Here is a 15,762-nt window from a genome sequence, read left to right on the forward strand (position 1 = left end):
ATTTTCGTGATAGCGCGCAGAAATTCATGTTGGATACTCTAAATGTAATGTTTCTATCATGACTTTTTACTACTTTCACACATGGCAACAAATAATTTTCTTCATATTCTCTGTCAATATAAGGCTACACGTACAAGTAAACTTTTAATAATTTAATACTTTAATAATAATACTTAAAAGAAAGGAGTGGAAACTATGACAGGTTTTTATAATTCTCCAAAACATTCGAATCACTCGGAGGAACCTGAAAGAGAAAGTTCTAATAAACAAGCGAAAAATAACATCACAATAAATATTACATTTAATATTGGCAATACCGAAAACCACTTTGAACAAAGGGCTGAAGGTGGCGGTCAAATTAATAAAGATGTTGGAACAAATGCCAACCAAGGTGGACAAAACGCGCTAAATCACAGTCAAACAAGAAATCTTAATTCTCAATTTGCGGATGGTAATGGCAGAAGTGGAATTGCTGGAGATGATAACGATGAGGCTGGTGGACAACAAGGTATCAAGGTACGGGATAGTTTAGTTATCGATAGTGATATCCATTCGCACGCTAGTCAGTCTCAAGATGTTGAAGAAGGACTACTAGATACAGTACCTGAAGAAGAACCATCTAACAGCGACCACAATGAATAAAAATTCAAATTCATTGCCTAAAAAAGTAAAACTTCTATCTGTAGGTTGTTTCATCCTACCTGATAGAAGCTTTGCTTTAAACAGAACGCTTATAATTTTTTGTACCATCATACGAATAAAGCATGGGCTTTCCATCAACATACGTCTCTAAATGCACAGGACGCCCCCACAATTGATAAATATACGGCAAGACATTTTCTAAATAATGTGGATCTAGTTCCATTCCTTCATAACCATGAACCAAATATAATTCACCATTTCGTAGGTAATCGCCATTTTTCACAACGATATATGGGAATCCTCCATTGACGCGCATCGATACAAGCTGGTCCCGCACCATTTCATGATCTTTATCTGTTATACGATATTCATTGCCCTTTTTTTGAAACAAATACAAATCCTCTTGCTTTGCTAAATCCTTTGTTAAATAGTTGCGAATAAAGGAAATATCCGATTCAATTTCTCGCACCTCAAACATCTTTTCACGCCCCGTGTTCGGTAGAACGCCTAATCTGCGCATCTCTTCACTTGGGTTATTATAGCGTTTTTCAATATCCTCAAATATTTTCAAACCTAAATAATAAGGATTAATCGATGTTTTTGATGGTTGCACAACACCTGCGTTTAATTTGGCATATTCAATTGTCTCCACTGTTGTTAAATTCAGTTCACGCATAATGCGTTGATGCCAATAAGAAGCCCATCCTTCGTTCATTATTTTGGTTTCTAATTGCGGCCAAAAATATAGCATTTCCTCACGCATCATCGTTAAAATATCTCGCTGCCAGTCCTCAAGCTCCCGACTATGCTCCTCAATAAACAGTAATAAATCTTTTTCCGGTTTTAATGGAAACTGTTTAATTTTTCTACGTACAGGTCTCTGCTCTTTTTCTTTCGTATCTAAATTCCAAAGATCATCGTACGGTGATTTGGAAGTAATCACGTCTTCTTCATCTTGTTCCTCATCTTCGGATGACAGCTTTGGCCTTAATAAGGAAGGGTCGATATGTTCTTGAATGGCTAAAATTGCATCTAAAAACTGTTCCACCTCTTCTTTGCCATATTCTCTTTCATAACTGGCAATACGTTCTGCTGTCGCTGTCATACTCTCAACCATATCGCGTCTTGTATTTGAAAATCGCACATTGTTTTTAAAGAAGTCACAGTGTGCTAATACATGCGCAATAATTAGCTTATTTTGTGTAAGTGAATTCGTATCAAGTAAAAATGCATAGCAGGGATTGGAGTTAATAACGAGCTCATAAATTTGACTTAATCCCAAATCATATTGCAGCTTCATCTTATGAAATTGCTTTCCAAAGCTCCAGTGGGAAAAACGAGTAGGCATACCATATGCGCCAAATGTATAAATAATATCTGCAGGACATATTTCATAACGCATCGGGAAAAAATCTAAACCAAATCCTGTTGCAATCTCTGTTATTTCATCAATCGCACGGTGAAGCTCCTTCTCCATTTTTCAGCCTCCTCCTTTCGGAAATGAATGGCTTAACACCTTCCAATTTAATTTTCATTTTGCAATTCAGTTTTTTGGAAAAAGCTTTTTAAGGCATCGTAGACATCGCCTTTTTTCTTTAAAATATGATACCTAAATTTTGGATCATCAATTTTTTTATACGTATACATTAGCGTCGAGAAACGATTATGCTGATTTACTTCTCCATAGCCAAACATACTCGATACTTCCATCAATTCACTCACTAGTTTTAAACATTTCTCATTGTCCATCGAAATGTTCTCGCCATCCGAAAAATGAACTGGGTAAATATTGTAACGGCTTGGGTTATATTTATCGCGTATTAACTCTAACGCTTTTATATACGCAGATGAACAAATCGTTCCGCCACTTTCTCCCTTTGTGAAAAATTCTTCTTCTGTCACCACTTTTGCCTCTGTATGATGTGCAATAAATTCAATTTCCACTGTCTCATATTTCGAACGTAAAAATCTCGTCATCCAAAAGAAAAAGCTTCTTGCACAATATTTTTCAAAAGTGCCCATGGAACCACTTGTATCCATCATTGCAAGCACAACTGCCTTCGATTTAGGCCTCTCTACTTCATCCCATGTTTTAAAGCGTAAATCATCGTTATGAATGGGCGTAATTTGAGCATTCCCTTCCATGGCATTGCGTTTGATAGCATTTAAAATGGTACGCTTCTTATCAACATTGCCCATAAGCCCTTTTTTCCTTATATCATTGAATTCGATTTTTTCGGTTTTAATATCTGCTTTTTCTTTTGCTGTAAATTAGGGAGTTCTAGCTCTTTAAACAACACATTTTGAACTTCTTCCATGCTGACTTCTGCTTCATAATAATCTTGACCAGGCTTGTCACCAGCTTCTTTTCCATTGCCATTGCCTTGATTGCTCTTGCTACCGTCGCGTGCGACAACATCCCCCACACTACTATCACCTTGTCCTTGACCGACATGCTTTGAATTATCATAGTTATATCGAATTTTATATTCATCGAGGGAGCGTATAGGTATTTTGATAACCTCTTGGCCATTTGACATAACAATACTTTCCTCACTTACTAAATCGGGTAAATTGTTTTTTATCGCATCTTTAACTTTTTCCATATGACGTTGTTGGTCTTGGTGCCCTTTACGATGGAGGGACCAATTTTCCTGAGAGATGACAAATCGCTTATTTTCGTTTTCAGTCATTTTTATCCTCACCCATCTATCAAATTCGCTTTTTCTATCCTATGCTAGCAGTCAGCTTTCTTAAACTTTTTTAGAGAAATAAAAGGAGTGCCCTAAAAAATGGGACACTCCTATTCCGACGATTCATTACGCCCCTGCATAATTGTCACTGGCATTGGTTAACGGTTTAACAAACTACCTACATATTGTAATAATTCATTCGCCGATGTTGTGTTATAGCCATGCTCATCAACAAGCCTTGCTACAACTTCATTGATTTTCTTCAGTTGTGACTCATCAGGCATTTTGGAAGACGTTGTAATTTTCACGATGTCTTTCAAATCAGCAAACAGTTTCTTTTGGATTGCTTCTCGTAATCTCTCATGAGAATTATAGTCAAAACGCTTGCCATTTCTTGCGTAAGCTGAAATGCGAATTAATATTTCCTCACGGAACGCTTTTTTCGCATTTTCAGAAATGCCAATTTGCTCTTCAATGGAACGCATTAGTTTTTCATCTGGATTCATTTCTTCGCCAGTTAAGCGATCAAATATTTTGTTTTTATTACAAAATGCCTCTACATTATCGAGATAATTATTCATTAATGTTTTGGCAGATTCTTCGTACGAGTAGACAAACGCTTTTTGCACTTCATTTTTCGCAATTTCATCGTACTCTCTTCTTGCAACAGCAATATAGTTCATATATTTTTCTCGATCTTCTTGAGATATAGAAGCATGCTGATCAAGACCATCTTTCAGTGCTCGCAACACATCCAATGCATTAATAGATGGTATTTCTTTGCGAATGATTGCTGATGAAATACGGTTAATAATATACCGTGGATCAATACCGTTCATGCCTTCGTTAGGAAACTCTTTTTTCAGTTCCTCTAAGTCAACGGAATTAAATCCCTCCACATTTTCTCCGTCGTACAAGCGCATTTTTTTAATAAGATCCACACCTTGTTTTTTCGGAACTTCTAGCCTTGTTAGGACCGAAAAGATTGCTGCGGCCTTCAATGCATGTGGTGCAATATGAACATGAGCCATATCACTTTCATTAATCATTTTTTCATAAATGTGTTCTTCCTCGCTCACTTTTAGGTTATATGGAATTGGCATAACAATAATACGGGAATGTAACGCTTCGTTCTTTTTGTTCGAAATAAAGGAACGATATTCCGTTTCATTTGTATGGGCAACAATTAATTCATCGGCACTTATTAAAGCGAATCTTCCTGCCTTAAAATTCCCTTCCTGCGTCAGTGACAACAGATTCCATAAAAACTTTTCGTCTAATTTCAACATTTCTTGGAATTCCATCATTCCTCGGTTCGCCTTATTTAACTCTCCATCAAAGCGATAAGCACGAGGGTCCGACTCTGAGCCAAATACGCCAATAGTCGAGAAATCAATGCTCCCCGTTAAATCTGCAATATCTTGAGATTTTGGGTCAGAAGGTGTGAAGGTTCCTATGCCCACACGTTTGTCTTCAGAAAAAGTGATACGCTCAATAATGACATTTTCAATACGTCCTTCGTATTCTTTTTCAAGACGCATCGTATTTAAAGGCGATAAGCTGCCCTCAATTCGTATTCCATACTCTTCAAAAAAGTCATTACGTAAATGATGTGGAATTAAATGCAGAGGGTCCTCATGCATTGGACATCCCTTAATTGCATAAACTGCTCCCTCTTCCGTGCGCGAGAATTGTTCAAGTCCTCGCTTTAACAATGTTACGATCGTTGACTTTCCTCCACTTACAGGCCCCATCAATAATAAAATCCGTTTTCTAACATCTAATCTTCTTGCTGCCGGATGGAAATATTCCTCCACCAGTCTTTCAATTGCTGATTCAAGCCCAAAAATTTCTTTTCCGAAAAATTGATACATCTTTTGCCCATCGCGTTCCTCTACACCTGCGCTTTTAATCATATTGTAGACGCGAGAATGGGCTGTTTGAGCAACTTCAGGTCTTTCCTTTATGATGCGTAAATAATCTGCAAATGTACCTTCCCACTTCAGTCGATTTTCTTCTTCGCGATAGCTCTTCACTTTATCTAAAATATTGATAGCCTTCCCTCCATTCTTTCAGGGCTTGATTTATAACATAGTATGAAGTTAGATACATTATGATACCCATTACTTTTTCATTGAATTAGTTTCTTCTTATTGTTCAAGTTTTTTTCTCGCTACATAAAAGGGATTTACTGCATTTAAAGTGGACTTATGAAATATAAAATTTCGGTTATTCTAATCTGTAGAAAGGAGGTCCAATTTTGAATCGTTATTTAATTTTCCTTCTGGCATGTATGCTGCTGTGGAGTTATTTTCCCCCAACGGTTACACTGGCAAATGAAGGACCGAGTAATGAAGAAATTTTACAGCAACGTATGTCCTATTACGTACAATTCGATGAATTACTAATTCCATGGCACTTTTTAGCGGCTATCGATCAATATGAGCGCAATCTTCAATCCGTTCGTAAAGATATCCCGAAACGAGATGGCTTCATCGCCATTCAATTTTCTGATGAATATTGGTCAGGTGCATTAAATCCTGTCAAGGAAGATACGATACCTGAAACAATCAGTTATTTTGGTGGAATGGGACTGGATGGCAACGGTGATGGTATTGCAAGCCCTTCAGATGATGTAGATGTGATCTTCTCTATGGCCAGTTATATAAGTCAATTTGGTTCTACAGATGAAGACTTTAAACTTGCTTTATGGGAATACTACAGAAGTGAAGAAGCCGTTAATCAAATCGTCACGATTTCCACTTTGTATAGACATTTTAAAACGACTGAGCTGGATGCCCATACATTCCCGATTCCAACACGCTCCGATTACAGCTATAGAGGTACTTGGGGTGATAATAGAGGTTGGGGAGGCAGACGAATCCACGAGGGAACTGACATTTTTGCTGGCTACGGGACACCTGTACTGTCCACTTCCTATGGTGTAGTCGAAGTCAAAGGCTGGAATCAATTCGGAGGTTGGCGAATTGGCATTCGCGATAACCATAATTCTTATCACTATTATGCCCATCTTGGGAGCTATCATAAGGACATAAAGGTTGGAGATGTTGTAGAACCAGGGCAAGTACTCGGTTATGTAGGCAGCTCGGGTTATGGAAAAGAAGGCACATCTGGAAAATTCCCTCCACATCTTCATTACGGCATTTACAAATTTAATGGTCGAACAGAATGGGCATTTGATCCATATCCATCTTTATTACAATGGGAACGTCAAGCAAAAAAAGATAAGCAGTAAAGAACTAGGCAACTGCTCCATTCACAGCGAAATTAGATGGATACCTCTTAAGACAAGGCAAGAGGCTGGGACAATAGCTATTCTTGCTTTTACAATAAATTAAATTCACTAGTTGTTGGTAGCGGAGGCGGTGAATCCTGCTCAGAACAGCACACAATGTAAGACGCGGGTTGCGGCTTACGGTGCTGAGCGGAAAGCACCGCCGTAGCGGGCAACAACGGCATAGCAAAAAAGTGTTAGATTGATTAGGTTCATCTAACACTTTTTCTCTTTTATCCCAGCCTCTTGCAGTTTTTTGATATCCTCTATAGAAATTACGAAAAATTGTATAGTATTGTCAAATTTATTTTTTCTAAAAACACCATGACAATAGGTAATTAGATACACACCTTTAGCAAACAGACAAAAATATTTGAAAAATATGAATTAAATTATGCCAAAAAACCTTTTTTAGTATTTTCAACAAAAAAATTCTACTTTTCTTTTCAATTAGTAATAGAATAAATAGAGTAGGATAAGTTTTAAAGAAAAAGCTAAAGGATGGAAAAAATGAATCGTTTATTTCAATTTAAAACAATTAAAGCACGTTTATTAAGTACATTTATTATGTTATTAGTATTATTTGCTTGTTTTACTACGTATACTTATTTTTCTAATACAAACATGGAGAAACAGGCTAAAGTCCTCGTTGAAGAAGATTTAATTGTGTTAACTGCAAGTAAAAATCTAGCAATGTCTACGAGCGTCCGATTATCTGCCGCCTTAAGTTATGTTGTATCCGGTGATGAAAAATACATAGAGACGTTTAATGAATACCGTAAAATTGCTGAAGATAATAACCTTATCGTCGAAAAGTATGAAAATACGCCCGAACGGGAAAAACTCGTAGAAATGGCTCGTGAATGGAGCAACCGAGTAAATAGTGAAGTATTTGAAGTATATAAGCAAGGTGATAAACAATTAGCGTTAGAAAATTTAACAGCTATCAATCATCTTGTAACTGAAGTGCGCACAGGCTATGAAGAAGTAGCTGATAAACGCGCCGAAGCCATTACGAAGGTCGGCAACGATGTCGTATCAACTAGTTCAAGCAATAATACCGTTGGGGTCATTGTAAGTATTATCTTATCAGTTATAGGAATTCTTATCGCTATTTTTACGGCAAGTAGAATTTCTAAACCGATCTCTGTAGTTTCCCATCATATGAGGGAATTAGCTGATGGGAATTTACGCAATGAAAAGTTTTCCGTTACCCGTCAAGATGAGATTGGTCACTTAATGCTTTCTGCCAATGACCTGAATGAAAAATTAAAAGATACGATTAGCTCTATTCATAATGTATCTGAAACAGTAGCTGCAAGCAGTGAGGAATTAGCGCAATCTTCTAATGAAGTTCAGACAGGTACGGAACAAATTTCCTATACCATGCAAGAGCTTGCGACTGGAACAGAAACACAAGCCTCTACAGCTAGCGATTTAGCTGAAACTATGACAACGTTCCAACGCCATATTTATGAAACAACGCAAGAAGGCATTGAGTTGAAAGAGCATTCGGGGCAAGTACATGATTTAACAAACACAGGGAAAACATTAATGGTTCAATCTACACAACAAATGGCAACTATTAATGACATTGTGTTAGATTCCGTAAAAAAGGTAGAAGGTTTAAACGAACAGTCTGCTGAAATTTCAAAATTGGTTTCTGTAATCGATGAAATTTCTAACCAAACGAATTTGCTTGCTTTAAATGCTGCCATCGAAGCGGCACGTGCAGGAGAACATGGCAAAGGCTTTGCAGTAGTTGCCGATGAAGTGCGTAAGCTGGCAGAACAAGTACAATTCTCTGTGACAGATATTTCAACAATCGTTCATCGCATTCAAAGCGAAACAGGCAATGTCACAAATTCCCTTCAATCTGGTTATGAAGAAGTAAAAAAAGGAACAGCACAATTAAATCAAACGAATCATACATTCGATCAAATTTCTCAAGCGATCGAGGATATGAATAACAATATTAATGTGATTTCAAATAACTTAACAAAAATTTCCCAACATTCCGAAGCGATTAATGGCTCGATTGATGAAATGGCTTCTATTTCACAAGAATCCGCTGCTGGTGTTGAGCAAACAACGGCCACTGTTGAAGAAACAGCTGCAACAATGGATGAAATTTCAAAGAGTGCCAATCAATTAGCTGAAATGGCTGAAGAGCTAAACACACAACTACAAAAATTCACACTTTAATACAAGGAAAAAGCTATCCGAATGTCTTCGTGATAGCTTTTTTTATTAGGCTAGATGACATCTAGTATAGGATTATTGCCAATGTCGGATAGGTACTCGCTCTAATTCATAGTGCTTGATAATAATACTGACCTTTTGATACCATTGTTCACACAACGCCATTGCTTCGATATACGTATCATCTTCTATTGAAATGCCATCCTCTTGTTCTAAAAAGATATACTCTATAATTGGTTCGCTTAGATTGTCTACCACCATTTTTAAAGCTAAGTGGAACACTTCCTGTTCCTCACATGCTTCTTCCTCAATCTCCGCTTCTTCTACTAAAACATGATGGTCCCCCGCTAGTAAAGAGTCACTAAACAAACCATTACTAGTTCTTGCCACAATATGACCGTCCTCTACAATCGCTACCTCATAAATTTCATTAAAACGGACTTCTTTCTTTACTACTTCTGCTTCCCAATCTTCTTTAACTGCCAGTATAAGTGTTTTGGATTGCTCATTCAGTAATAATGCATGTAAAGCATCACTTGCAATGATGCCATGGGTATGAGGGATATTCTTTAACTCTTCTTCACTTGCACTTTTACGCTCCGCCATTATTCTAAAAGTATGATATTTCCATTTAATAAAACGTATTACGCCAATGATGACTAAGGTTATGCCAATTAAAAAGTACAATTTTTTTATGAATTCAGCATCCATTGCCATTGCTAAAAACAAATATATCGTACCTAACAATACTAGAAAGATTGTTTTCATTATTATCCCACTTTCAACAAAATAATAGATAGGGAAAATACATCTCTATAGTAGAAATCTTATTCAGCTATCTCTCTTTTCATGCTTCATTTTTGGATAATAAAAAAACACGAAACACTGGTATCCTCAAGTGTTTCGTGTTGTTGAACAAGTCTTTTTAAGCTAACACAGAGCTTATTGTTGTTTCACTAGCTCGTCCTTACTGCCTACATTATCTAATGTTTTATCTTTTTCAATTTTATGCATATCTAGCACATGTTGTGAAGGTGGCACAAGCAAACTGACAATCACTATCGTTATACCTGAAATGACTACTCCAGAGAAAACAGGTGCCTGCCATAATTCGTTTATTAAACCTATAAAGCCTTCAGACTGTATGGATAAACTAGGTACAAAAGTTAGTGTTGTGATTATATAATAGATCAGCCCGACCGATATACTTGCCCAGACAGCTGGCGTACTGACCCGCTTCCAAAATGGACCTAAGACAATTGGCCAAAAAATCGTCACGAATATTACGTCCCAAGCTAAGTAAGCTAAATCAATTACTTTTTGAAAGCTAACAGCCAAGATTAAGCCTAATACTGCACTGCTTAAAATCACAAGTCTTGAAAATCTCAATAAATTTTTAGGATTAGGATTACGATTAATAAAGTCTAAATAAATATTCTTTGTGATAATACCAGAAGTTGCAACATAACATGCGGCAACAGTCGACATTCCCATCGCTGCCATTGCTGTTAAAAAGATTGCAGCTAAAAGAGGAGGAAAGTATCCTTGTGCAAAGGCTAGCATTAACGTTTCTGGATTTGTGCTATTAGGATAAATTGTTTTAAAGGCTTCACCTAACATGCCAGGAATCCAACTAATCGCTATAATAACGATACCAGCTATAATCATACTGCGTTGTGCTACTTTTGGACTTTTCGCGGCGGCTACCCTTTGACCTAAGTCAACAGCAGGGATATCACCAAGCGCTAATACAAGATATAACGTCCAAAATTCAGCTCCTGCCTTATTAAACAATTCACTTATATTCCACCACTCCGGATTAAACGTCACATCAGGATAATAAATAAACACAAAAATGGTAATACCTAAAATACCAGCTACTGCTAGCGCACCTTGTACGATTTCTGTGTAGGCTACAGCCCATAAACCGCCAATTACAGAATACAGTGCTGTTAACGATACAAATAATAATGCTGCTGGAACAAAATCTATTTGTAGCAATTGCTGGATAATATACGTTCCACCAACCGTTAAAGCTGCTGCATTAAAGATTCCAAAGGCGATAGCCATTACAATCCCTGTGTAAGCTCCTAACTTTTTACTACCATATCTTAAGCCATAGTAGTCTGCTAATGTCCATCCTTTTAATCTTCTAAGCGGTTTGGTCCATATAAGCGCACCAAGAATCATACAGGTCCCTAAACCACCCATCGTCGCTGATCCCTCAAAGCCGCCACTCGTATAACCAGAACCGACAGCTGCAAAAAAGAACGGAGCGGCTAATAAAGCCGCAATTAAACTTCCCGTCACAACTGAGAGAGGCATGCTCCATCCGGCTACGATTAAATCTTCTGCCGTATTAACGCGTTTATACCCCTTATAACCAATATAATAAATAAAAATTAAGTACACGCTAAAGATTAAAATATTCAACATTTTTATTGCTCCTTAGTTCTTACATTATCCGTTCATCACTACTCCACCATTAGGCGTTAAAATCTGACCTGTATAGAAATCAGCGTTGTCAGAGGCTAAAAAAAGTACACTTTTTGCGATTTCCTCAGGTTGTGCCAAGCGTTTTAATGGATACTTTGCAGATTCCTCTTCAATATAGTTCTCTCCAAATTCTTGTAGGATATCTGTGAGTGTCCCACTAGGAGCTACAGCGTTTACTAAGATGTTGGGCGCTAATTCTCTTGCCAAAGCTTTCGTAAATGCATTAATGCCGCCTTTTGCAGCTGAGTAATGCGTAAACTCTTCACAACCTAGACTACCAATATCTGAAGAAATATTAATAATCTTGCCTTTGTTTCGTTCTTTCATTCGTTTCGCTGCTTCTCGGCAATTATAAAAACATCCATAAAGATGTACTTTAATCATTCTGTCCCATTGTTCGTCTGTTAAATCTAGCACGCTAGAAGCTTGTGCAAATCCTGCATTATTTACAAGAATATCAATCTGCCCGAGATGACTATCCATGTATCGGAACATGTCCTGTACTTGATGAGAGTCTGATACATCAGCACGGTATTTATAAGCTCGTACACCTAGCTTTTCAGCCTGTGCTCGCACTTCTTCTGCTTCATGATCGTCACCAATATAGTTAATCAATACATTGGCACCTTGTTTTGCGAATGCAAGTGCAATTGCTTTTCCGATGCCCTTACTAGAACCAGTAATCAGAACATTTTTTTGTGCTAAATTATTTTCCATTTTCATCATTCTCCAATTTGAATTTTGCTACAAGTGCTTGTAATTCTTGTGCTGTTATTCCTAAAGAAGAAGAAGCCTCTTTCACTTCTTGCATCGTCGTTAATTGCTCCTGTGTCGCTTTTGACACATTAGATGAAAACTCTGATGAAAGCTCCGCTGATTGTTTAATGTTATTGACAGACGCTGCAACTTCCTCTGACGAAGCAGAAATTTGCTGAGAGGCTGCTGAAATTTCACGAATTTGACTAGCGACTTCTTCCGATGATGTAAGAATTTCTTTAAAGATTTCCCCTACTTCATCTGTATATTCCATACCTGCTTTTACATCTGCTTTTCCTTTTTCCATCACGACAATGGAAGCATTTGAATCGGATTGAATCGTACTAATTAGATTGTATATTTCTGTTGCTGATTGCGAGGATTGCTCTGCCAACCTTCTCACTTCATCTGCTACCACTGCAAAACCTTTACCATGTTCTCCTGCTCTTGCTGCTTCAATAGCTGCATTTAAAGCAAGTAAGTTAGTTTGATCCGCAATTGCTGTAATAAGACTCACAATATCGCTAATTTTATTCGTATTAACATGTAAGCCATTAATGGTTTTGCCAATTTGTTCTACTGAACCATTAATTAGCTCCATTTGGGATATAACTTGTTGCACGACTTTATCTCCACGTTCAGAAGCAAGAGATGCTGCTATAGATGATTCGGCAGCAGTATTTGCTGAGTCAGCTATTTGTTGAATACCTGTTGCTGTTTCTTCCATAGCTGCAGCAGTTTCTTCTGTCATCACCATAGATGCTTCCGCATTCTCATTTATACGTTTCATATCCTTTGCAATATCGGTAGAACTGTTAAACGACTCTCCTGCATTGACAGTTAACTGACTTGCAGCAGAAGAAACATGATTAGATGTATTTCTAATATTTAAAATAATATGTTGCAAATTGGTAACCATCGTTTGAATAGATTGCGATAAGTTCCCTATTTCATCTTTTGTAATTTCTAATTCAACTTGTTGCAATTCACCATTTGCCACTTGATTTGCAACATCGACTACTTTCTTAAGAGGTTTTAATAGTCGATCGATAATTATGTAAAGTAAAATTAGTAAAATAATCAAACCAACAACTGCAATTGCAATTTGTTTTGTCATACTTGTTTTAATGATTGTATTTATGTAATCTGCGGAATAATCAATACCTAATAAGGCGATCATTTTGCCATTATCATCTTTAATAGGGGTAAATACTGTTCTCCAAGCACCAAATTGATCTTCGAATACGTTCGTCACTTCAGACTGATTACTGTCAATTGCACGCTTAGCTGTTGCTACATGTTCATCTGCTAAATCTTCGAAAATCTCACCAGCTTCATAAACCTCATTCAAGTTGGATGTATACCCTATCGGATTAACACCTTTATCTTTCATATCCCAAATATAACTCCAGCTCATTATCCCCTGTTCTTCCTGAATCATATCTAGCTGTTTTTGGAGATTTTTAAAATCGGGATTACTTTCCCCTTTTTCAGTTAATAAATGTTTTATCTGATCACTATCGAGATTCATAGCTGTCAATATACCAACACTTTTTAACTCTTGTTCCAAATCTACATTCATTCTTTTGTTAAGCTCACTAATACTTTGCGTTGTAACGATAGAAATCAACATTAAAACAATAATTGAAACTGTAAGTAATAATTTGTTTTTCAATGAAACATTTTTTAAAAATTGCATAGATAATTCCTCCTCTTTATATTTTATAGGTCAAAAAAAAATAACCTATTTCAAAAGAAATAGGTTATTAAAGATAAAAAAATAATAAATCCCAATAACTACTAATCTTTTGCAACCCAGCCATCATAGCGTTATCTGCCTTAGACCTGTAGCTTTGCGTCTCTACCTTTCAGTAGATTTGCCCTTATTTCTCCTCAAATTAACATAATAGTAAAAAATAATCAATACAGCTTCCAAAATTACTATTTAGTCCATGCTCTTATTTTACTACTTATGTACAAACAATGAAATAATTACTATGTAAAAATATTCTTCTTTATTGTAAAAAGTCCTGACAAAAAATAAGCAGCGACAACGTAAACATACGTTATTGCTGCTTAAATTTCTGATAAACACTTACCCCTAAATGTTTATTCAATTATGCAAGTTGTGTTACGAGTAAGACAGCTGGAATAAAGGATAATGCAAAAACGCACATATACCATACAGAAGTACGGCGTAATGAAAAACGAACTTTTTTACGTTCTGCATAAAAAATGTCTAACATAACAGCAACTATTAATGGAATACTAATGCAAGAAATAGCAATTAAAATAAAATCAAAAAATATCATAAAAAGCACCCCTCTATTCATGAACATTTCTTTTCCCTTTGTGACAACTTTGTGTCAATTTCATTGTACAAAATTCCGTCACATTTATCAACTGTTCAAAGAAAATAATGGTGATTTTACAATTTATTTTTTATTGCTTTTATTGTTATTATGTACTTCATCCAATACAAACAAAGGCGGGACGCTTACTGTAGGTAAGCATCCGACCACAATTCGCTTTAACAATTTAATACTTAATCTCTATATTTATATGTTAAACCTTTTAAAAAGTTTCTCACAAAGCGATCGCCACATTCTTTGTAATTACGATGACTAGGATTTCTTAAAATCGCACCTAACTCACCTTTCGATACTGTTACGCCACCTTCATATAAAATATCAAGCATATCTTCCGTTGTTAAAGCCATTGCAATTTTCACTTTTTTCAAAAGCATATTATTTGGGCTTTCTTTCCCTGTAACCGGTGGTGTCCCTTCCTGTTGACCTTGTTTTGATTGTTGAGGGCCACGTTTAAAAGTAATTAAACCATTTAAAAATGCCTCTACCATTTTGTTATTACATTTAATGTAATTCTCTGGGATATCTTCTTCATCTTCTTTAATTTTGATAAGCATGTTTAATACATCCTCTTTAGTGTATTTCATGCCACCAAGCTTAAAAATTTCTACCATATCCGTATTTTTAATATCTAGTGCATATCGTAAACGAATCAAAATATCATTATTCGTCATAGCAAAACCTCCTTGATTTCCTTGCAAAATCTGAATTTATAAGAGCCAGGCTTTATTATAACAGAGTAAATTGTATTTTTAGCTAGCTTTGCAATTATTCCTCGCCTATAGTATGTAGATTGCACATTTCCTTGTTTTTAAATGTATGAAAATCAAACTGCCGACCATTCTAATAGCACAAGGAGGTGAGAAAAATGGCTAATAAAAATCGAAGTTCCAATAAACTTCAAGTTCCTGGTGTACAAGAAGCTGTTAATCAAATGAAATATGAAATCGCACAAGAATTCGGCGTACAACTTGGGCCAGATGCTTCTTCTCGCGCGAACGGTTCCGTAGGTGGAGAAATCACGAAACGACTTGTAGAAATGGCTGAAAAAAGACAAAAATAAATAAAAGGTGCCAGGCACTAAAACAATTCAGAATTGTTTTAGTACCTGGCACTTACTTTCTTGCCCCTTTTATCATGACGAAGATGAATACTAATAAAAGAATAAGTAATGCACCTATAATTACGTATCCGACCATACTTGTTATTCCCAAAACACTAATACTCCTTCCATACATAAAGTGGAACAAAAAATTTACCAATATAGTACCGCTATATTTCCACTTTAGTTTACCTATTTAAAATACCC

At 36.4% G+C, this 15,762-nt stretch carries 12 protein-coding genes, 1 pseudogene and 1 riboswitch; of the genes and pseudogenes, 4 read left to right on the top strand and 9 right to left on the bottom strand.

The window, feature by feature from the left end; all coding sequences use genetic code 11:
- Positions 1-195: 195 nt before the first annotated feature.
- Positions 196-642: a hypothetical protein gene (locus tag LO754_RS20480; protein WP_024364501.1), complete on the top strand. Its 447-nt coding sequence runs from the start codon at positions 196-198 to the stop codon at positions 640-642.
- Between the two features lie 76 nt (positions 643-718).
- On the opposite strand, the gene LO754_RS20485 is transcribed toward LO754_RS20480, so the two are convergent.
- From LO754_RS20485 to LO754_RS20495, 3 genes and pseudogenes are all read right to left on the bottom strand, one after another.
- Positions 719-2,119, bottom strand: coding sequence for a SpoVR family protein (locus tag LO754_RS20485; RefSeq protein WP_107896915.1), 1,401 nt, complete (start codon positions 2,117-2,119; stop codon positions 719-721).
- Between the two features lie 47 nt (positions 2,120-2,166).
- Positions 2,167-3,335, bottom strand: a pseudogene (gene yhbH, locus LO754_RS20490) (sporulation protein YhbH).
- Positions 3,336-3,493: 158 nt separating this feature from the next.
- Positions 3,494-5,389 carry a PrkA family serine protein kinase gene (locus LO754_RS20495; RefSeq protein ID WP_024364498.1) on the bottom strand — a complete coding sequence of 632 codons (1,896 nt, stop codon included), beginning with the start codon at positions 5,387-5,389 and terminating at the stop codon, positions 3,494-3,496.
- A gap of 206 nt (positions 5,390-5,595) precedes the next feature.
- On the opposite strand from LO754_RS20495, the gene LO754_RS20500 reads away from it, so the two are divergent.
- Both LO754_RS20500 and LO754_RS20505 read left to right on the top strand, forming a co-directional pair.
- Complete coding sequence (locus LO754_RS20500; RefSeq protein WP_435892043.1) at positions 5,596-6,591, top strand: peptidoglycan DD-metalloendopeptidase family protein; 996 nt, start codon at positions 5,596-5,598, stop codon at positions 6,589-6,591.
- Positions 6,592-7,140: 549 nt separating this feature from the next.
- The gene (locus tag LO754_RS20505; RefSeq protein WP_024364496.1) at positions 7,141-8,835 is read left to right on the top strand and encodes a methyl-accepting chemotaxis protein; all 1,695 of its coding nucleotides are present in this window, start codon (positions 7,141-7,143) and stop codon (positions 8,833-8,835) included.
- A gap of 72 nt (positions 8,836-8,907) precedes the next feature.
- Here LO754_RS20505 and LO754_RS20510 read toward each other — a convergent pair whose 3' ends face one another.
- From LO754_RS20510 to LO754_RS20535, 6 genes are all read right to left on the bottom strand, one after another.
- Positions 8,908-9,600, bottom strand: coding sequence for a hypothetical protein (locus tag LO754_RS20510; protein WP_231785164.1), 693 nt, complete (start codon positions 9,598-9,600; stop codon positions 8,908-8,910).
- A gap of 174 nt (positions 9,601-9,774) precedes the next feature.
- On the bottom strand, positions 9,775-11,268 hold the full coding sequence (locus LO754_RS20515) for a sodium:solute symporter family protein (RefSeq protein WP_024364494.1): 1,494 nt from the start codon (positions 11,266-11,268) through the stop codon (positions 9,775-9,777).
- A 24-nt stretch (positions 11,269-11,292) separates the two neighbouring features.
- Entirely contained in the window at positions 11,293-12,045 is a 753-nt protein-coding gene (locus tag LO754_RS20520; RefSeq protein ID WP_024364493.1) for an SDR family NAD(P)-dependent oxidoreductase, read from the bottom strand.
- Positions 12,035-13,783, bottom strand: coding sequence for a methyl-accepting chemotaxis protein (locus LO754_RS20525; protein WP_229387804.1), 1,749 nt, complete (start codon positions 13,781-13,783; stop codon positions 12,035-12,037). Before LO754_RS20525 ends, LO754_RS20520 begins: the two co-directional genes overlap by 11 nt.
- 107 nt (positions 13,784-13,890) lie before the next feature.
- Positions 13,891-13,976: riboswitch (cyclic di-GMP riboswitch) on the bottom strand.
- Positions 13,977-14,201: 225 nt separating this feature from the next.
- Positions 14,202-14,396: a hypothetical protein gene (locus LO754_RS20530; RefSeq protein ID WP_024364491.1), complete on the bottom strand. Its 195-nt coding sequence runs from the start codon at positions 14,394-14,396 to the stop codon at positions 14,202-14,204.
- Between the two features lie 233 nt (positions 14,397-14,629).
- Positions 14,630-15,127, bottom strand: coding sequence for a DUF1456 family protein (locus tag LO754_RS20535; protein WP_231785165.1), 498 nt, complete (start codon positions 15,125-15,127; stop codon positions 14,630-14,632).
- Positions 15,128-15,321: 194 nt separating this feature from the next.
- Between LO754_RS20535 and LO754_RS20540 the strand changes: the two genes are divergently transcribed.
- Positions 15,322-15,516, top strand: a complete 195-nt coding sequence (locus LO754_RS20540) for an alpha/beta-type small acid-soluble spore protein (protein ID WP_029747426.1) — start codon at positions 15,322-15,324, stop codon at positions 15,514-15,516.
- Positions 15,517-15,762 lie beyond the last annotated feature (246 nt).

This window comes from Lysinibacillus sp. GJ-1 (assembly GCF_021166035.1).
Lineage (GTDB): Bacteria > Bacillota > Bacilli > Bacillales_A > Planococcaceae > Lysinibacillus > Lysinibacillus sphaericus.